Annotated in this window: 14 protein-coding genes; 6 read left to right on the forward strand and 8 right to left on the reverse strand. The window is 72.8% G+C overall.

Going from position 1 to position 17,998, the window contains the following annotated elements; all coding sequences use genetic code 11:
* Positions 1–38 precede the first annotated feature (38 nt).
* From ACWGJO_RS05530 to ACWGJO_RS05555, 6 genes are all read right to left on the reverse strand, one after another.
* Complete coding sequence (locus ACWGJO_RS05530) at positions 39–1,040, reverse strand: SIS domain-containing protein (protein WP_452182271.1); 1,002 nt, start codon at positions 1,038–1,040, stop codon at positions 39–41.
* 53 nt (positions 1,041–1,093) lie between these two features.
* Positions 1,094–1,933 carry a carbohydrate ABC transporter permease gene (locus ACWGJO_RS05535; protein WP_452182272.1) on the reverse strand — a complete coding sequence of 280 codons (840 nt, stop codon included), beginning with the start codon at positions 1,931–1,933 and terminating at the stop codon, positions 1,094–1,096.
* A complete protein-coding gene (locus ACWGJO_RS05540) occupies positions 1,930–2,937 on the reverse strand; it encodes an ABC transporter permease subunit (RefSeq protein ID WP_452182273.1) in 1,008 nt (335 codons plus the stop codon). Before ACWGJO_RS05540 ends, ACWGJO_RS05535 begins: the two co-directional genes overlap by 4 nt.
* A gap of 19 nt (positions 2,938–2,956) precedes the next feature.
* On the reverse strand, positions 2,957–4,231 hold the full coding sequence (locus ACWGJO_RS05545; protein ID WP_452182274.1) for an extracellular solute-binding protein: 1,275 nt from the start codon (positions 4,229–4,231) through the stop codon (positions 2,957–2,959).
* A gap of 210 nt (positions 4,232–4,441) precedes the next feature.
* The gene (locus ACWGJO_RS05550) at positions 4,442–5,200 is read right to left on the reverse strand and encodes a DeoR/GlpR family DNA-binding transcription regulator (RefSeq protein ID WP_452182275.1); all 759 of its coding nucleotides are present in this window, start codon (positions 5,198–5,200) and stop codon (positions 4,442–4,444) included.
* 159 nt (positions 5,201–5,359) lie between these two features.
* Positions 5,360–6,364, reverse strand: a complete 1,005-nt coding sequence (locus ACWGJO_RS05555) for a LacI family DNA-binding transcriptional regulator (protein WP_452182276.1) — start codon at positions 6,362–6,364, stop codon at positions 5,360–5,362.
* Between the two features lie 282 nt (positions 6,365–6,646).
* Between ACWGJO_RS05555 and ACWGJO_RS05560 the strand changes: the two genes are divergently transcribed.
* The 5 genes from ACWGJO_RS05560 to ACWGJO_RS05580 all read left to right on the forward strand — a co-directional run bounded on the left by ACWGJO_RS05560 (position 6,647) and on the right by ACWGJO_RS05580 (position 14,265).
* Positions 6,647–7,945 (forward strand): ABC transporter substrate-binding protein, encoded by a 1,299-nt coding sequence (locus tag ACWGJO_RS05560; RefSeq protein ID WP_452182277.1) that lies wholly within the window; start codon positions 6,647–6,649, stop codon positions 7,943–7,945.
* A gap of 2 nt (positions 7,946–7,947) precedes the next feature.
* The gene (locus tag ACWGJO_RS05565; RefSeq protein WP_452182278.1) at positions 7,948–8,913 is read left to right on the forward strand and encodes a carbohydrate ABC transporter permease; all 966 of its coding nucleotides are present in this window, start codon (positions 7,948–7,950) and stop codon (positions 8,911–8,913) included.
* 46 nt (positions 8,914–8,959) lie between these two features.
* Entirely contained in the window at positions 8,960–9,805 is an 846-nt protein-coding gene (locus ACWGJO_RS05570) for a carbohydrate ABC transporter permease (protein ID WP_452182279.1), read from the forward strand.
* Positions 9,802–11,688 (forward strand): DUF5107 domain-containing protein, encoded by a 1,887-nt coding sequence (locus ACWGJO_RS05575; RefSeq protein ID WP_452182281.1) that lies wholly within the window; start codon positions 9,802–9,804, stop codon positions 11,686–11,688. The genes ACWGJO_RS05570 and ACWGJO_RS05575 overlap by 4 nt, the downstream gene beginning before the upstream one ends.
* Before the next feature lie 87 nt (positions 11,689–11,775).
* Entirely contained in the window at positions 11,776–14,265 is a 2,490-nt protein-coding gene (locus ACWGJO_RS05580; protein WP_452182282.1) for an RICIN domain-containing protein, read from the forward strand.
* A 114-nt stretch (positions 14,266–14,379) separates the two neighbouring features.
* On the opposite strand, the gene galT is transcribed toward ACWGJO_RS05580, so the two are convergent.
* Positions 14,380–15,486, reverse strand: coding sequence for a galactose-1-phosphate uridylyltransferase (galT, locus tag ACWGJO_RS05585; RefSeq protein WP_452182283.1), 1,107 nt, complete (start codon positions 15,484–15,486; stop codon positions 14,380–14,382).
* A gap of 266 nt (positions 15,487–15,752) precedes the next feature.
* Here galT and galK point away from each other — a divergent pair, with 266 nt between their 5' ends.
* Positions 15,753–16,898: a galactokinase gene (gene galK / locus ACWGJO_RS05590; RefSeq protein ID WP_452182284.1), complete on the forward strand. Its 1,146-nt coding sequence runs from the start codon at positions 15,753–15,755 to the stop codon at positions 16,896–16,898.
* A 26-nt stretch (positions 16,899–16,924) separates the two neighbouring features.
* Here the strand turns inward: galK and ACWGJO_RS05595 are convergent, their stop codons facing one another.
* Positions 16,925–17,731, reverse strand: a complete 807-nt coding sequence (locus ACWGJO_RS05595; protein WP_452182285.1) for a DeoR/GlpR family DNA-binding transcription regulator — start codon at positions 17,729–17,731, stop codon at positions 16,925–16,927.
* Positions 17,732–17,998: the final 267 nt, after the last annotated feature.

Genomic DNA, 17,998 nt, shown 5'->3' on the forward strand with positions numbered 1-17,998 from the left:
ACCTGGTCGGGCACGGCACCGGTCGGGCGCGGTGCCGGTCAGGGACGGTGCTGGTCCCCGAGGACGACGGAGCGGGTGAGGTGCCGCGGCCGGTCCGGGTCGCAGCCCCGCGACTCGGCCACGGTGACGGCCAGCCGCTGGGCCCGGACGAGGTCGGCCAGCGGGTCCAGGTCGCCGTCCGTTCCACCGGATCCGGCGACCAGGAGGGCGCCGGCCCGGCTGATGTCCTCGGCGAGCCCGGCGGGCGGCGCGCCGAACACCCAGGCCACCCGGCCCGGTTCGGCGATGCTGATCGGCCCGTGCCGGTACTCCATCGCCGGGTACGCCTCGGTCCAGGCGCCCGCCGCCTCGCGCAGCTTCAGCCCGGCCTCCAGCGCCAGCCCGTACGTCCAGCCGCGCCCGAGGAAGGTGAACTGTCCGGCGTCGCGCAGTTCGGTGGGCAGCGGCACCGCGACGGCCCGTTCGGCGTCCCGGACCGCGCGGGACAGCGGGTGGACTCCCGCCGGAAGCGCGCCCTCGGCTTCCAGGTGGGCGCGCAGCAGGGCGAGCACGCTGGTGGCGAAGCGGGTCTGCACGACGGAGCGCTCGTCGGCGAAATCCAGGACGGCGACGGCGTCGGCGAGCGCCGCGACCGGGGTGGCGGGATCGGCGGTGACGGTGCTGGTGGGCACCCCGGCCGTGCGGGCCCGGCCAAGCAGGTCGAGCACCTCGGTGGTGGTGCCGGAGCGGCAGATGGCCAGGATCCGGTCGTAGTCGCGCCCGGGCGGGAACTCCGAGGCGGCGAAGGCGTCCGTGGTCCCGTGGCCGCCGCCCTCGCGCAGGGCCGCGTAGGCCTGGGCCATGAACCAGGAGGTGCCGCAGCCGACGACGGCGATCCGCTCGCCCCGGCGGGGCAGGGCGGGGGTGTGCCGCGCCAGGGAGTCGGCGGCGCGGCGCCAGCAGTCGGGCTGCGAGGCGATCTCGGCGGCGGTCCGGGAGGGCGTGCCGGCGGTGCCGCCGGAGGTGGGGGTGCCGACGGGGTCGGGGCTGGCGGGGGCCATGCGGCGGGCTCCTTCGAAGAGGCGGCGGAGGTTCAACCCGTGGGTGCGGTCGGCTACTTGACCGATCCGGCGGTCAGTCCCGAGACCACGTGCCGCTCGATCAGGGCGAACAGCACCACGACCGGCACGATCGCGACGACCGACCCGGCGAACAGGTAGTTCCACTCGACGGTGTAGTTGCCGATGAAGCTGTTGATCCCGACGGTGAGCGGCTGGCTCCCCGGCTCGGTGGACAGGGTCAGGCCCATCACGAACTCGTTCCAGGCCGAGATGAAGGTGAAGATCACCGCGGTGACCACGCCGGGCATGGCCAGTGGCAGGACCACCCGGCGCAGGGCACCGAGCCGGCCGAGGCCGTCGAGCAGTGCGGCCTCTTCCAGTTCCACCGGGATGGCCGAGATGTAGGCGGTGAGGATCCAGACCGCGAAGGCCAGGTTGAAGGCGGCGTTGCAGAGGATCAGCGTCCAGACCGAGTTGAGCATGCCGAGCCGGTAGAACTCGCGGTAGAGGCCCACCAGCAGCGAGGTCGGCTGGAACATCTGGGTGACCAGGACGAGCAGCAGGAAGAGCCGCCGGCCCCGGTACCGGAACCGGGCGGTGCAGTACGCGGCGGGCAGGGCGACCAGCAGCGCCAGCACGGTGGACCCGCCGGCGACCAGCAGGGTGACCTTCAGGTTGCCGCCGAGGGTGGAGTCGCGCCAGACGCCGACGAAGTTGGACCAGGCGAAGTGGTGCGGCAGGTAGCCCGCGTCGCGCAGCTCGTCGGCCGGGCGCAGCGCGGTGACGACCATCTCCAGGTACGGGAGCAGGAAGACCGCCGCCAGCAGCCAGGCGACGCCGGCGAGCACGACGGTGCGCGGCCGGATCGGGCGGCGGCCCCGCCGGGCCCTCAACTCTCCTCCCCGTTCCAGCGGCTGACCTTGAGGAAGGCCAGGACCATCAGCACCACCAGTGCGAAGTTGACCACCGAGACGGCCGCGGACTCGCCGATGTCGGTGCTCTTCACCTGGTACATGAACACCGTGGTGGTGGCCGTGTCGCTGCTCGGGCCGCCCCGGGTCATGGCCCAGATGACGGGGAAGGAGTTGAAGACGTTGATCAGGTTGATGACGACGCCGACCAGGAAGGCCGGGCGCAGCAGCGGCAGGGTGATCCGCCGGTAGGTCTGCCAGGGCGAGGCTCCGTCCGTCCGGGCCGCCTCGTACACGTCGGCGGGGACGGTCTGCAGGCCGGCGAGCAGGGTGTAGGTGGTGAACGGCAGCGAGACGAAGACCGCGACGAACACCATCCAGGGCCAGGCCGTCGCGGGGGTGCCGAGCCAGTCCCGGGGGCCGTCGATCAGGCCGAGGTCGGTCATGGCGGTGTTGAGCACGCCGGCGGTGCGGTCGAGCATCCACCGGAAGCCGATGGCGGTCATCAGCACCGACGCGGCCCAGGGGACGATCAGGGCCCAGCGGGCGTACCGGCGGCCGGGGAAGCGCTGGTTGAAGAGCTGGGCCAGGCCGAGCGAGAGCAGCATGGTCAGGCCGACCACGACGACCGTCCAGACCACGGTGGCGAGCAGCACGTGGCCGAGGTCGGCCTCGCCGAAGAGCTTGCGGTACTTGTCCAGGCCGGCCGGGCCCCGGACGAAGCCGCTGGTGCTGATGCGCAGGAAGGAGGTGCGGACCATCTCGTAGACGGGCCACAGGACGACGGCGAGGATCAGCAGGACGGCCGGGGCGATCCAGGGCAGCGGCCCGAGCCGGCCCGGGCGGGAGGCCGACGGCGCGGGGCGGCGCGGTGGGCCCGCGGACGGTGCGGGGGAGCCGGTGGCGGCGCCGGGGCCGGTGGGGGAGCCGGTGGTGGGGGAGCCGGGGACCGCGGGGGACCCGGCGGTGGGAGAGCTGGAGGTCACGGGGGTGCCTTCCGCGGGGTCACTTGTCGGCGACGGCGTCCTGGGCCTTCTTCTGCAGGTCGCCGAGCACCTTGGCCGGGTCGCCGGAGACGGCGCTGCCGACGCTCTTCTTGAGCTCGGCCGAGACGATGTCCCAGCTGGTGTCGCCCAGCGGGTAGAAGGCGGCGTGCGGCAGCGGGGCGAAGAACGGTTCGAGGTCCGGGTGCTTGCCGCCGGTGGTCATCTCGCGCAGCGTGTCCTGGGTGACCGGCATCAGGTTGTAGGTCTCGTCGAACCGGAGCATGTTGTCCTCGGCGTACGCGAAGTCGAGGAACTTCCTGATCTGCTCGCGGTGACCGTTCTTCTTGAACGCCATCATCCAGTCCGCGACGCCGAGGGTGGTGGTGAGCGGGCCCGCCTTGCCGGGGACGGGGGCCACGCCGTAGTCGACCTTGCCCGCCTGGGCCATCCGGATCAGTGACGGGTGGCCGTTGAGCATGGCGGCCTTGCCCGCGGCGAAGTCGGCGAAGGCGGTCTTGCGGTCGGTGGTGGCCGGGTTGGGGTAGGTGAGGCCGGGGCCCACGAGGTTGGACCTGAGCCAGGAGAAGGTGTCGATGTCGGCCTGGCTGTCGAGGGTGTACCTGCCGTCCTTGTCGGTGGGGCCGCCGCCGTTGCCGAGCTCCCAGAGCATGCTCTCGCCCTGGGCCTCCTCCGGGCCGAGCGGCAGCGCGTACGGGGTGACGCCGGGCGCCGCGGCCTTGATCTGCTCGGCGTCCTTGCGCAATTCCTCCCAAGTGGTGGGCGGTTGGGTGATCCCGGCCTGCCGGAGGATCGCCTTGTTGTAGAACAGGAGCCGGGTGGAGGAGACGAACGGTATGCCGTACTGCACGCCCTTGACCTCGCCGGCCTTGGCGAAGCTGTCGATCAGGTTGCTCCGGGTGGCGGGCGACAGGACGTCCTGCGCCTTGTAGAGGAGGTCGTCGGCGACCTTGTCGGCGTAGCCGCCGGTCTGCAGGACGTCCGGTACGTTGCCGCTCTGGATCATCGTCTTGACCTGTTGGTCGATGTCGTTCCAGTTCACCACCTGGACATCGACCCTGATGTCGGGGTTGGCGGCGGTGAAGGCGGAGGCGACGCCGTTCCAGTAGGCCTTCGAGCTGTTGGACTCCTTGTCGCCGTAGTCGGCGGCGACCAGTTTGAGCGTCACCTTGCCGTCCGCGTCGGTGCCGCCGCCGCCACCGCCGCTGCCGCAGGAGGTGAGGGCGAGGGCGCCGAGGGCGCACACCGTGAGGAGGGCCGGCACACGTTTGTCCACCGCAGTTACCGCCTTCGTATGCGCTTGATGGATGATCGGAGATGCTTGATACGCGCTGATTCTGCGCAGATGCGAAAGAGCTTCCTGTGTCAGTGAGTTCATGTCAACCGTTGTGGTGACAGAAACGCCCGGCCGGGAGATCCGGCCGGGCGTTGCACGGGTGGGTGCGGGCTCCGGACCCTCGGGATCCGGGTCTCCCGGATCCGGGCGTCAGGCGCGCAGGACCCGTACCCCGTCGGTGGCGATCGCCTCCTCCTGCTCCGCCGTGACCTCGGCGTCGGTGACCAGGTCGTGGACCTCGGAGAGCGGGCAGATCCGGGCGAAGGTGACCCGGCCGACCTTGCTGCTGTCGGCCAGCACGACCGACCGCGCGCTGCTGCGCAGGAACGCGCGGTCGGTCTGGGCCTCCATCTCGTCGTGCGTGGTGCAGCCCTGCTGGGGGGTCAGGCCGTCCACGCCGATGAACGCGATGTCGAGGTGGTACTGGGCGAGCATCCGGTCGGCGGCCGGCCCCACCAGTTCGTAGCTGGTGGTCCGGGCGATGCCGCCGACCACCACCAGACGGATGTCCGGCCGGACGATCAGGTCGGCCGCGATGTTGACGGCGTTGGTCACGATGGTGATCCCGCCGCGTTCGGCCAGGACGCGGGCCAGCTCGCTGGTCGTGGTGCCGCCGGTCAGGCCGACCACCGCGCCGTCGGGCACCAACCGGTCGGCCGCCAGGGCGATCCGGCGCTTCTCCGCCTGCCGCGTGCCGTGCTTGTGGCGCAGCGGCAGTTCGAGGTTGACGGCGCCGGTGACCGCCCCGCCGCGGGTGCGGTGCAGCAGGCCCTGGTCGTGGAGCTCCTGCAGGTCCCGGCGGACGGTGGCCGCCGACACCCGCAGGAGCCCGGCCAGCTCGTGCACGTCGGCGCTGCCCGTCTCGGTGAGGTGCGTGAGGATCCGGGAGGTGCGGTCAGCTTTGAGCATGGCGGAAGTCTAGTGCCGCCCGCGCGAGGGAAGATCTTTGCGCGGAACTGCGTGGAACTGCTCGGACGCGGGAGCGGTGTGCTCGCCGCCGGAGGCCGGGCGCGCCGACCGGAGGCCGGGGAGCTGCCCCGGGGCAGCGGTCCGCCGGACCGGGCCGGTTCAACGGCCGCCGGCCGGGCCGGTGCTGTCGCGGACGACGAGCTGGGGGCGCAGCAGCTGGATCGAGTTGGCCGGGCTGCCGGAGCGGGTGAGGGCGCGCAGCAGTAGTTCGACCGCCTCCCGGGCCATCTCCCGCTTGGGGATGGCCACGCTGGTGAGCGCCGGTCGGGCCACGCCGACCTCCGGGTTGTCGTCGTGCCCGACGATCGACAGGTCGTGGGGCACGGAGCGGCCCGCTTCCCGGGCGGCCTCCAGCGCCCCCAGGGCGAGGACGTCGTGGGTGGCGAAGAGCGCGGTGATCGCCGGGTCGGCGGTGAGCGCCGCCGTCGCCGCGGCGAAGCCGCCCGCGGGGGTGGGCTCGGGCGCCAGGTGGACGGCGGCGTCGGGGACGGTCAGGCCGTCGGCGGTGAAGGCGCGCCGGAAGCCCGCCACCCGCGGGGTGTGGTCGGGACTGGCGAGCACGGCGACGCGTTCGTGCCCGAGTTCGCGCAGGTGGCGCCCGGCCAGGTGGCCGGCCCGCTCGTAGTCGATGGTGACCACCGGGAAGCGGTCGGGGGCGTCGGTCTCCCAGGCGCACAGGGCGACCGGGAAGGAGGCCTCGGCCAGCAGCGGCAGGTGGTCGATCAGGTCCCGGTCGCCGGCGATCAGCAGCGCGTCCACCGAGCGGCTGGTCAGCCCGGCCAGGTGCCGCTTGGCGCGCTCGCCGTCGAGCCGGGTGGTGCAGAGCAGCAGGTGGTAGCCGTTCGCGTCGAGGACGTCCTCGACCTCCTCGACGATGTGGGCGTAGAAGGAGCCCGTCACGGTGGGGACGAACAGGCCCACCGTCCTGGTGGCGCCGGTGGCCAGGGAGCGCGCGACCAGGTTGGGGGTGTACCCCAGCTCCTCGATCGCGGCGCGCACCCGGGCCGCGGTCGCCGGGCTCACGGCCCCCCGCCCCCGGATGACGTTGGAGACGGTCTGCTTCGTGACCCCGGCGCGCTCGGCCACGTCCTGCATCGTCACCATGACTGGATCCTTCGACTTTACCGGTCAACTTGCTTTCGGTGAAACGTAGGGCACCGATGAGGGGGCGTCAAGGTTGATCAAAGCCCTGTTCCAGTTCGTCACTTGAGCTTCCCTCGCGCAGTCGATGTCGGACTGCCGCAACCCGGAGCAGGTTTTTGCAAGGACTCTTGATTTACCGGTCAACCCGACCGTATCGTCCCAGCCATCCAGCCGCTCCCCGTCCTCGGGCCCCGGCTGACGACACGTCCGCGCGGCATCTCGCGCCTCCGAGAGGAACCACCCATGGGGAGAACGACCATGCCCGCCGCCCGCGTCATCGGGGCGGCCACCGCCGTCGCCCTCGCGCTCGGGGCGAGCGCCTGCGGCAGCGGCTCGGAGGGCGGCGCGAAGGCCGCCGGCAGCTTCACCTACTGGTCGATGTGGCGCGCCGACGAGCCGCAGGCCAAGGTGCTGAAGGCCGCGATCGACGACTTCACCGCCGCCACCGGCGCCAAGGTGGACGTCACCTGGGCGGGCCGGGACATCGCCAAGAAGATCGGCCCGGCGATCGCCGCGAACCGGGCCCCGGACCTGTGGGACGAGTCCGACGACAAGGTCTACGGCACCACCGCCGCGGCCGGCCAGGCACTGGACCTCTCGCCGGTGCTGCAGCTGCAGGTGCCCGAGGAGAACGTCCCGGTCTCCCAGGTCGTCCCGGCCAAGTACTTCGACATGCTGCCGAAGGACCCGTCCGGCTCCAACCACTACGTGATCCCGTACGAGGTCGTCACCAACGCCATGTTCTACAACGCTGCCGACCCGGCGATCACCGCCGCCATGCCGAGTCCGCCCACCGACTGGGCCGGACTGCTCAAGGTCTGCGACGCGCTGAAGGCGGCCGGGAAGGCGTGCATCGCCTCCGAGGGCGAGGACCCGTGGAGCAACGCGCTGTACTTCGACTACCTGCTCAACGGGGCGGGGGTGAACGTCGCGCAGCTCGCCGCGGACAAGTCCGGCGCGACCTGGGACAACCCGGCGGTCCTCACCGCGGCGCAGCAGGTGGAGCAGCTGGTGAAGGGCGGCCACCTGATCGAGGGCTACGACGCCACCAAGTACCCGACCCAGGAGACCAACTGGGCGAGTGGCAAGGCCGCCTTCTACATGGACGGCAACTACGTCACCGCCGAGGTCGCCAAACAGGTCCCGGCCGGCTGGAAGATGGCGTCGATGCTGCCGCCCACCGCGAAGACCCCGGACGCCAACCTGATCGGCTTCGCGAGCCCCAAGCGCGCCAAGAACGCCGCCGCCGCGCAGAAGTTCATCGCCTTCTTCCTGCAGAAGAAGCACCTGGCCGGGATCTCCACCACCGCGCTCAACCTCACCCCGCGGGCCGACATCCCCGCGCCGGCCGAACTGGCCGACGTCCAGAAGGCCCTCGACGCCCCGACCGTCCGCCTCGGCTTCGACGGGGTGGCCGGCAGCTGGCTGCCCAAGGTCCTGAACGAGAACTACCTGGACCTGTGGCACGGCAAGACGACGGCCGACCGGTTCGTCGCCAAGTGCAAGGCCGACCAGATCACCTACTGGCAGACCCAGGGCTGACGGTGGCGACGACGATCGACAACCCGCCCCGGACGGACGCCGCCCCGGGCCGGTCCGAGCGCGCCGCCCGGCCCGGCGTCGGCCCGCTGGAGCGCCAGCGCCGCCGGGTGTTCTGGCCGTTCACCGCGCCCGCGCTGATCGTGTACGCGGTGCTGTTCGTCGCCCCGGTCGGCTACGCCCTGTGGACCAGCCTGTACACGTGGGACGGCATGGGCGAGATGGAGTGGCGCGGCCCGCGGAACTACCTGTTGCTGTTCCAGGACCCGAGGTTCCGCACCGCGCTGTTCAACACGCTCGAACTGATGGTCGTCGGCGGCACGATCACCTTCGTGCTCAGCTTCGCGCTGACCCTGGTGCTGCGCGAGATGCGGGCCAGGCTGTTCGCCCGGTCGGTGCTGTTCTTCCCCTCGCTGGTCAACGGCATGGTCTTCGGTATCGCCGCCGGGTTCCTGTTCTCGCCCACCGGCCCGGTCAACCAGGCGCTGAAGCTCTTCGGGGTGACCACACCGCCCAAGTGGCTGTCGACGGACAACCTGCTCCCGATGGTCCTGGGCACCCTGGTCTGGACGGCGACCGGCTACTACACCTCCATCATCATGGCGGCGGTCGACCAGATCCCCGACTACCTCTACGAGGCGGCCGAACTCGACGGCGCCGGCGCCTTCCAGCGCTTCCGGCACATCACCCTGCCGTGCGCCTGGGACGTCATCGCGGTCTGCGCGGTGCTGTGGACCGTCAGCTCGGTGAAGATCTTCGAGCTGATCCTGCTCTACGGCGGCAGCACCAACGCCTATCCGCCGGTGAGCAGTTGGAACACCGCCGTGTACGTGTACGCCGAGGCCTTCCCGCAGGGCACCGTCCCCCGGCTGGGCACGGCCACCGCCGCCGCGATCGTCAGCCTGGCCATGGTCACCCTGATCACCGTCGTGCTGCGCCGCCTGCTGCGCCGCGAACCGATCGAGTACTGACCCGGCGCGTCCCGGCCCCCCGCACCCAACCGGAAAGGTCCCTCCCGTGCGACGCAGTAACCGACCCACCGGACTCGCGAGCAGGATCGGCACGACCGCCGTCTGGACCGTCGTCGCCGCCGACCTGCTGCTGGTGCTGTGGATCCTGCTGACCTCGCTGCGCAGCGGCCCCGACATCCTGCGGCACGGCTTCGGCCTGCCGACCAGCCCGGACACCGGCAACTACACCACCGCGCTCGACGAGGGCGGCTTCGCGCGGGCGGCCCTCAACAGCGTGCTCACCGCCGGCCTCTCCTCCGTGGTCGCGGTCGCCCTCGCCGCCCCCTGCGCCTACGCCCTCGCCCGGCGCCGCTCGCGGACCTCCTCGGCGCTGACGATGAGCTTCGCCATGGGCCTCGGCGTGCCCGGCCAGGTCCTGGTGGTGCCGCTGTTCATCGGCCTGTCCCGGGTGGACCTGACCGACAGCGACCTCGGCCTCGGACTGGTCTACGTCGGCCTGGCGATGCCGTTCACCGTCTTCCTGCTGACCGGCTTCTTCCGCGGCATCCCCGGCGTGCTGGAGGAGGCCGCGGTCCTGGACGGCGCCGGCCCGCTGCGCACCTTCCTCCAGGTGGTGCTCCCGGTCGCCCGGGGCGGGCTGGTCACCGCCTTCCTCCTGCAGTTCATCACCGCCTGGAACGAGACCCTGTTCGCCCTCGTCCTGACGAACAGCCAGGGGACGATCACCCTGCCGGTGGCGCTCTCCTCGTTCGTCGCGGCACAGCAGTTCAACGGCCTGGACTTCGGCACGATGTTCGCCGGGGTCTGCATCATCCTCGCCCCGATGATCGCGCTCTTCTCCTGGATGGGCTCGCGGATCATCCAGGGCATGACAGTTGGGATCGGCAAGTGACCTCGACCCTGCGCACCGACCTGCTCCGCATCCACGGCACCCCCGATCCGGTCGGCGGCACCCTGCCGATCCTGCACGGCCTGCCCCGGCAGACCGGCGCCGGCGCCGGGATCGACGACGAGATGCGCCGCAACCTGGCCTACGGGGTGCCCGACACCCTGCTGCCGTACACCCGGCAGGGCGGGTACGACCGCGTCCGCACCGAGCGCGAACTGCCGTGCGTGGTCCTGGAGAACGAGACCCTCACCGCGACCTTCCTGCCCTCCCTCGGCGGGCGGTTGTGGTCCCTGGTCCACCGCCCCACCGGGCGGGAGCTGCTGCACCGCAACCGGATCCTGCAGCCCGCCAACCTCGCCCTGCGCGACGCCTGGCTGGCCGGCGGGGTGGAGTGGAACCTCGGCGCCACCGGGCACTGGCCGCTGACCTGCGAGCCGCTGCACGCCGTCCGGGTGAGCGCGCCCGACGGCACTCCGGTGCTCCGGATGTACGCCTTCGAGCGGCTGCGGCGCCTGGTGCTGCGGATGGACACCTGGCTGCCCGCCGGCTCCCCGGTGCTGTACGTCCGCATCGCCGTGCACAACCCCGCGCCGACCGAGACGCCGGTCTACTGGTGGTCCAACATCGCCGTGCCCCAGGACCGGGACGTGCGCGTCCTCGGCCCGGCCGGCCACGCCTTCCACTGCGACTACGTCAGCGACCTGCGCCGGGTGCCCTTCCCGGAGGTCGACGGCGCCGACCGCAGCTACCCCGGCCGGGCGGCGCGCGCCGCGGACTACTTCCTCGACCTCCCCGGCGGCGAACGCCCCTGGATCGCCGCCCTGGACGGCACCGGCGCCGGGCTCGTCCAGACCTCCACGGCCCGGCTGCGCGGCCGCAAGCTGTTCTGCTGGGGCACCGCCACCGGCGGCAGGCACTGGCAGGAGTGGCTCTCCGGCCCGGACTCCGCCTACCTGGAGATCCAGGCGGGCCTGGCCCGCACCCAGCTGGAGCACCTGCCGATGCCCGCCGGCGCCACCTGGTCCTGGACCGAGGCGTACGGGCTGCTGCAGGCCGACCCCGCGGCCGTGCACGGGAGTTGGGCGAATGCCCGGCAGGTCGCCGGCGAGGCGCTGGACCGGCTGCTCCCGCCGCTGGAGCTGGAGCTGGCCGACGCCCGGGCCGGGGAGTTCGGCGCGCCCGAGGAGGTGCTGTCCGAGGGCGGCGGCTGGGCCGCTCTGGAGATCGAGGCCGGCGCCCTGCCCGCCTCGCCCGCCCTGCCCTTCGGCGAGCCGGCCGCCGCCCAGGAACCCTGGCGGCAGCTCCTCAAGACCGGCACGCTCCCGGTCTGCGACCCGCCGGCCGAGCCGGTCACTGGGGCGCACTGGCGGCGGCGGCTGGAGGGGAGCGCCACGGACTGGCACGCGCTGTACCAGCTCGGGCTGCTGCGCCTGGCGGCGGGGGAGCGGGAGTCCGCCCACGAGGCGTTCGAACGCTCCGCCGCCGTCCAGCCCTCGCCCTGGGCGCTGCGCTCGCTCGCCCTCCTCACCCCGGACCGGTCGGCGGCCGCCGATCTCATGTGTTCGGCGCACCGACTCCGGCCGGACCTGCGGGAGCTGACGATCGAGACGCTGGAGTCGCTGCGGCGCGCCGAGCGCCCCGCCGAGGCACTCGCGCTGATCGAGGCGCTCTCCCCGGCCGACCGGGCGCACGGCCGGATCAGGCTGGCCGAGGCGGAGGCGGCGCACGCCCGCGGCGACGACGACCGGGTCCGGCGGCTGCTGGCCGAGGGCATCCAGGTCGACACCATGCGCGAGGGCGAGCTCTCCCTGGACACCCTCTGGCTCGCCGTCCACCCCGGTACAGCGGTGCCCCCGCAGTACGACTTCCGCATGGCGGACGGCTGACCGCCCGCCTCCCCGGACCACTCTCCCGTTCCGCACCCCCCACAGCAGGGGCGCATCGGTGCGCCCCGCCACGGAAGAGGAGTACCAGTGTCACCCAGACACACCCGATGGGCCCGAGCCCTCACCGCCGCCACCACCCTGGCGGCGCTCGGCGCCGGCACCCTGGCCGCCGCCCCGGCGCCCGCCGACGCACCGGCCGCCGGCCAGCCGGCCCCCGCCACGTACACGGTCTCGGTCGGCCGGACCGGCTCGTACGCCTACCCCGACGACACCCAGGCCAGTCCCTACACCGACAAGGACGGCACCTTCTACTTCCAGCAGTCCCACGCGCTGTACGGCGCCAAGGACTCCCGGCAGTGGGACTTCTTCACCGGCCGGGACTTCGACAGCGCCACCAGGTCGTCCGCGATCAGCGACGCCGTCAACCCCGCCGACCCGTCCGACCGCAACGACGACACCACCGCACGCTGCAACAACAGTCCCACCGGACGGCAGTCCAGCTACGCGCCGCAGGGCTCGCACTACGCCCAGCGGAACTACTGCGACCTGGCCGGGGTCTGGGTCGACCCGGACAGCGGGGCCTGGTACGGGCTGGTGCACAACGAGTTCACCCCCCAGCCCTTCGGCGACGGCCTGCACTACGACGCGATCGACTACGCCGTCTCCACCGACCAGGGCCGGACCTGGACCATCAGGGACCACGTGATCACCTCGCCGTACAGCACCGCACGCGGTGACAGCGCGGCCTTCCCGCAGCAGACCTTCTCCTACGGCGACGGCGACCAGCGGCTGTTCGCTGACACCGCCTCCGGGTACTTCTACGTCTTCTACGGCTCCCGGATCGTCGACAAGGGCGGCAGCTGGGGCGCCTTCCAGCAGCACGTCGCGCGGGCCCCGATGTCCGCCAAGATGGCGCCGGGAAGCTGGCAGAAGTGGTACGACGGCGCGTGGTCGCAGCCCGGGGCCGGAGGCCTGGAGAGCGACATGGTGCCCGCCGACGGCGCCAACCCCACCGGATACCTCCCGCCGGCCAAGGAGTACAACCCCGCCAACCCCGGCACCGTCAGCCAGCAGATCGCGGCCGGCACGCTCGCCCCGAGCACACCTCTGTTCGTCATGAACATCAGCTACGACGCCTATCTGGGTCTCTACATCGGCACTCCGCAGGCCGTCGACCAGAGCGGCAACGCCCCGCAGCAGATCTACGCCACCAAGGACCTGGCCACCCAGAAGTGGACCCTGCTCGGCGACACCGGCGGCTACCACACCGCCTCCTGGTACCGCTGGTTCCTGGACAGCGCCAGCCTGACCGGCTCCACGATCGTCGGCAAGACCTTCAGGTCGTACTGCTCCTTCGCCTGCGCCGGCTCGGACGGCCAGTACGTCGAGCTGACCGTCGGCTCCTCCGCGCCGGCCGCCCCGCCGGTCGACCTGACCAGGACCTACCGGATCCAGAACGGCAACGGCCGGGTCCTCGCCCAGACCGCCGGCGGCTCCGCCGTCACCTCCACGGCCAAGGCGGCCGGCTCCGCCCGCGAGTCCTGGCGGTTCCTGGCCGAGGGCGACGGCTCCTACCGGATCGTCAACGCCGCCACCGGTCAGCTGCTGGGCGTCGACGCCACCTCGACGGCGGGCCGGGCCTGGGGCGCCGCGCTGACCGCCACCGGCGCCGTCAACAGTGACGCCACCGTCGGGCAGCAGTGGTTCATCCTCCCCAGCAAGGCCGGGAAGGGCCGGTTCCAGCTGGTGAACCGTTACAGCGGCCTGGTGATCGGCATGTCCGGCACCTCCGGCCGGCTCGCCGAGACCGCGCCCGCCCGCTCCTGGAGCGACACCACCGGCGGCACGGTCGGCGGCGGCCGCACGGCGGCCGAGCAGGCCCTCGCCCTCGCCCCGACCGGCAGGGCCCCCGAGGCCGTCGTCCTCGCCGCCCCCGGCGACCGGTCCGGCACCGTGGGCAAGGCCGCTTCCCTCCAGCTCGGCGCCACCGACAGTGCCGGCAAGCCGCTCACTTTCACGGCGACCGGGCTGCCCGCCGGACTCTCCGTCAGCCCCTCGGGCCTGATCACCGGCACCCCGACCGGGCCCGGAGTCTCGAAGGTCACCGTCACCGCCTCCTCCGGCACCGCGAGCGCCTCGGCCGTCTTCACCTGGACGGTCGAGCCGGATCTCGGCGGCAACCACACCCTGACCACGGGCGGCAAGGCCTTCGACGACGCCGACCACAGCACCGCCGCCGGCAACCCCCTCATCACCTGGACCGCCTCCGGCGGGAGCAACCAGGTCTGGCAGTTCCGCCCCCAGCCCGACGGCTCGTACGAGCTGGTCAACGGCCTCTCGTCGATGTGCGCCGACGTCAGCGGCGGCTCCACCGCCGCCGGCGCCCAGATCATTCAGTGGCCGTGCAGCGGCGGCGCCAACCAGCACTGGAACGTCCGGCCGACGGCCGACGGCTCGTACACCGTCACCTCGGCCCACAGCGGCCTGCTGCTCACCACCGCCTCCGGCGCCGACGGCGCACGGGTGACGCAGGAACCGGACACCGGATCGCCGCTGCAGCGGTGGTCGATCTCCTGACCCGGGCCGGCAGGACGGTCCCCCTGGGGGCCTGACGTCGGGAAGCCCGGCAGCTCGTCCCGACCCCGGCACGACCCGATCGACGGCCGTGCCGGGGTCCTCCTGTGGGCCGGGTCAGTGGGCCGCGGCCTCGCGCAGCCGCTCGGCGGCGGCCTCCGGGCTCACGTCGGTGACGAAGGCGTCGAGTCCGGATTCCACGCCCGCCAGGTACTTGAGCCTGCCGGGAGCGCGCCGGACGGTGAACAGCTCCAGGTGCAGGGCGAGTTCGTCGCCGCCGTCCTTCGGCGCCTGGTGCCAGGCGGAGATGTACGGGGTCCGGTTCGGCGCGGAGCCGGCGGGAGCGGGGAACAGCCGGTCGAAGCGGCGCAGCAGGTCGAGGTAGAGGCCGGGGAACTCGGCGCGCTCGGCCTCGTTCAGCGCGGTGAGGTCGCGCACCCGGCGGTTGGGGTAGAGGTGGACCTCGTACGGCCAGCGGGCGGCGAAGGGCACGAAGGCCGTCCAGTGCTCGCCCCGGAGCACCAGCCGCTCGGGGGTGGCCCGTTCGGCGGCGACGAGGTCCTCGAAGAGGTTCCGCCCGGTGCTCGCACGGTGCGCCTCGGCGCGGCCGATCATCCGCATGGTGCGGGAGGGGACGAAGGGGAAGGCGTAGATCTGCCCGTGCGGGTGGGCGAGGGTGACGCCGATCTCCTCGCCGCGGTTCTCGAAGCAGTACACCTGCCGGATCTCGGGCAGGGCCGACAGTTCGGCCGTGCGGTCGGTCCAGGCGTCCAGCACCAGGCGGGCCCTGGCCTCGTCCAGGTCGGCGAAGGAGGCGTCGTGGTCGGGGGCGAAGCAGACCACCTCGCAGCGGCCGGTGCCCGGCCGGAGGGTGCGCAGGGGGTCGTCCTCGTGGGCGGTGACGTGGGCGGCCGAGTCCAGGGCCAGCGAGGGGAAGCGGTTCTCGAAGACCGCGACCTGGTAGTCGGCCGCCGGGACCTCGCTCAGCCGTCCGTCCCGGGAGGGGCAGAGCGGGCACTCGCCGGCCGGGGGGTGGTAGGTCCGCTGCTGGCGGTGGGCGGCGACGGTCACCCACTCGCCGAGCACCGGGTCGAGCCGGGTCTCGGAGAGGCTCGCGGCGGGCTCCAGCGGGCGTTCGTCGACGGCGTTCCGGACCGTGCCGAACTCCTCGTCGTAGTAGACGAGTTCGCGGCCGTCGGCCAACGTGGTCGCGGTCTTGTGCACCGCTGTGCTCCTTCTGCGGGGAAGTTTCGGCCGGCCTGTGCCGATCTCCAACAGAATCAAACATATCCGATCGTTTGTCAACAGGTGTAGACCTGCTGGCAGGCCATCAGGCGCCGCTTTCGGTCCATGTTGCGATGAGAAATCCGCAGGTGTTGACTGTGGCGGCCGATGATGTTTGATTATGTCGAAATCAACTCCCGTCAGCCGATGGAGGCACCGACGGGAGCCGACACGACGCACGCGCACGACGTACGGGAGCCGAGCAGATGATCGACCGGGCCGCCACCGACTTCGAGGCCGTCCACGGCGCCCGGCCGAGCGGCGTGTGGGCCGCGCCCGGCCGGGTGAACCTGATCGGTGAGCACACCGACTACAACGACGGCTTCGTCCTGCCCATCGCCCTCCCGCACACCACCAGGGTCACCGCCCGCCGCCGCGCGGACGGCCGGGTGCGGCTGCACAGCACCCAGGGCGACGGCACCATCACCGACCTCGCGCTCGACGGCCTGGCCCCCGGGGTCGTCACCAGCTGGGCCGCCTACCCGGCCGGCGTGTTCTGGGCCCTCGCCGAGGCCGGACACGCGATCGGCGGCGCCGACCTCTCCGTCGACAGCGACGTGCCGGCCGGCGCCGGGCTCTCCTCCTCCGCCGCCCTGGAGTGCGCCACGGCCGCCGCCCTGAACGACCTGTACGGGCTCGGTTTGTCCGCGCCGGACCTCGCCCTGATCGCCCAGCGGGCCGAGAACGCCTTCGTCGGCGTGCCCTGCGGGGTGATGGACCAGATGGCCTCCGCCTGCTGCACGGACGGTGCCGCGCTGCTCCTCGACACCCGGACGCTGTCGCGGCGCCACGTCCCGCTCGACCTGGAGGCGGCCGGCTTCCGGCTGCTGGTGATCGACACCCGGGTCAAGCACGACCTCGGCGACGGCGCCTACGCCGCCCTGCGGGCCGGCTGCGAGCGCGCCGCCGACCTGCTCGGCCTGGCCGCGCTGCGCGACCTGCCGGCCGCCGGCCTCGCCGCGGCCCTGGAGCGCCTCCCCGGGGAACTCGCCCCGCTGGTGCGGCACGTGGTCACCGAGAACCGGCGGGTGGCCGAGGCGATCGAGCACCTGGACGGCGGCCGGATCGCCGCGCTGGGGCCGGTCCTGACGGCCGGACACGCCTCGCTGCGCGACGACTTCCGGGTCTCCTGCCCCGAGACGGACCTCGCGGTCGAGGCCGCCGTGGCCGCCGGGGCGCTGGGTGCCCGGATGACCGGCGGCGGCTTCGGCGGCTCCGTCATCGCCCTGGTGGCCGCGGCGGACGTGGCGGCGGTCGCGGACGCGGTGCGGTCCGCCTTCGGCTCCGCGGGCTTCGCCGCACCCGTCGCCTTCACCGCCGTCCCCTCGGCGGGGGCGCGTCGGCTGGCCTGACCGGGCGGGAGCCCGGAGAAGCTTGGTCAGCCGGCGGCCGGAACCACGACGAGTTCGCCGACCGCGTCGGCGAGCGCGCTGCGGGCCGCCGCGGGGAGGGCGTCGTCGGTGATGAAGCAGTCGACCTCCGCCAGGGTCGCGAAGCTGCTCAGGCCGACGACGCCCCACTTGGTGTGGTCGGCGACCACGACGGTGCGGCGGGCCGAGGCGATCAGGGCCCGATTGGTCTGCGCCTCGGCCAGGTTGGGGGTGGTGAGTCCGGCCTGCTCACTGACGCCGTGCACGCCGAGGACGAGCAGGTCCACGTGGAGCGTGCGGATCGTCTGGTCCGCGAGGGAGCCCACCAGGGCCGCGGAGCGCGTCGGCGCCCCACCGGTCAACAGCAGCGACGGAACGGCCTCCGCTCCGTCGCTCTCCGCTGCCCACAGCAGGTCCGCGATCCGCAGGGAGTTGGTGACGACCGTCAGCCCCGGGACCTCCAGCAGCCGGGAGGCGACCGCGTAGGTGGTGGTGCCGGCGGACAGCGCCACCACGCTGCCCGGTTCCACCCGCTGCGCGGCGGCGTCGGCCAGGGCGGCCTTGGTGCTCTCCTCCAGCCCGGACTTCACGTCGAAGCCGGGTTCGTCCGTGCTGGCGGTCCCCACCGCGATGGCCCCGCCGTGGACCTTCCGCACGTCTCCCTGGCGTACCAGTGCGTCCAGGTCGCGGCGGATCGTCATGTCCGACACGCCGAACTGTTCGACCAGCTCGGCGACGCGCACCGCGCCGGCCTTGCGGATGGCCTCCAGGATCAGCGCCTGGCGCTGCGGGGCGAGCAAACTCTGATCAGCCACGAAGGCCCTTTCGATCGAACGGGTGCCTGACCGCTCCCGCTTCCTCCGGCAGGCCGACCCTGCCGCGGTCCGGACGTACCGGTGCCACCGCCGAGGGCCGGGCGGGGGCGCCGGAGCGTTCGCGTCGGTGACCGGGGAGCCGTCGGCCACGACATGATCCAGTATCCCAGGACCCCGGCGGGCCCCGACCCCGACCGGTCGGCCGGTACGGCGGGGCCCGGCCGCACCGCACCGGGAGGACGCACAACCGCCGGTGCCGCCTGCAGG

It is taken from the genome of Kitasatospora sp. NPDC054795 (assembly GCF_053611565.1).

Bases quoted from the DNA above. Each gene is read 5' to 3' on its own strand.
- ACWGJO_RS05555 (WP_452182276.1), bottom strand. From the start codon at position 6,364: ATGGTGACGATGCAGGACGTGGCCGAGCGCGCCGGGGTCACGAAGCAG.
- galK (WP_452182284.1), top strand. From the start codon at position 15,753: ATGATCGACCGGGCCGCCACCGACTTCGAGGCCGTCCACGGCGCCCGG.
- ACWGJO_RS05560 (WP_452182277.1), top strand. From the start codon at position 6,647: ATGGGGAGAACGACCATGCCCGCCGCCCGCGTCATCGGGGCGGCCACC.
- ACWGJO_RS05530 (WP_452182271.1), bottom strand. From the start codon at position 1,040: ATGGCCCCCGCCAGCCCCGACCCCGTCGGCACCCCCACCTCCGGCGGC.
- ACWGJO_RS05550 (WP_452182275.1), bottom strand. From the start codon at position 5,200: ATGCTCAAAGCTGACCGCACCTCCCGGATCCTCACGCACCTCACCGAG.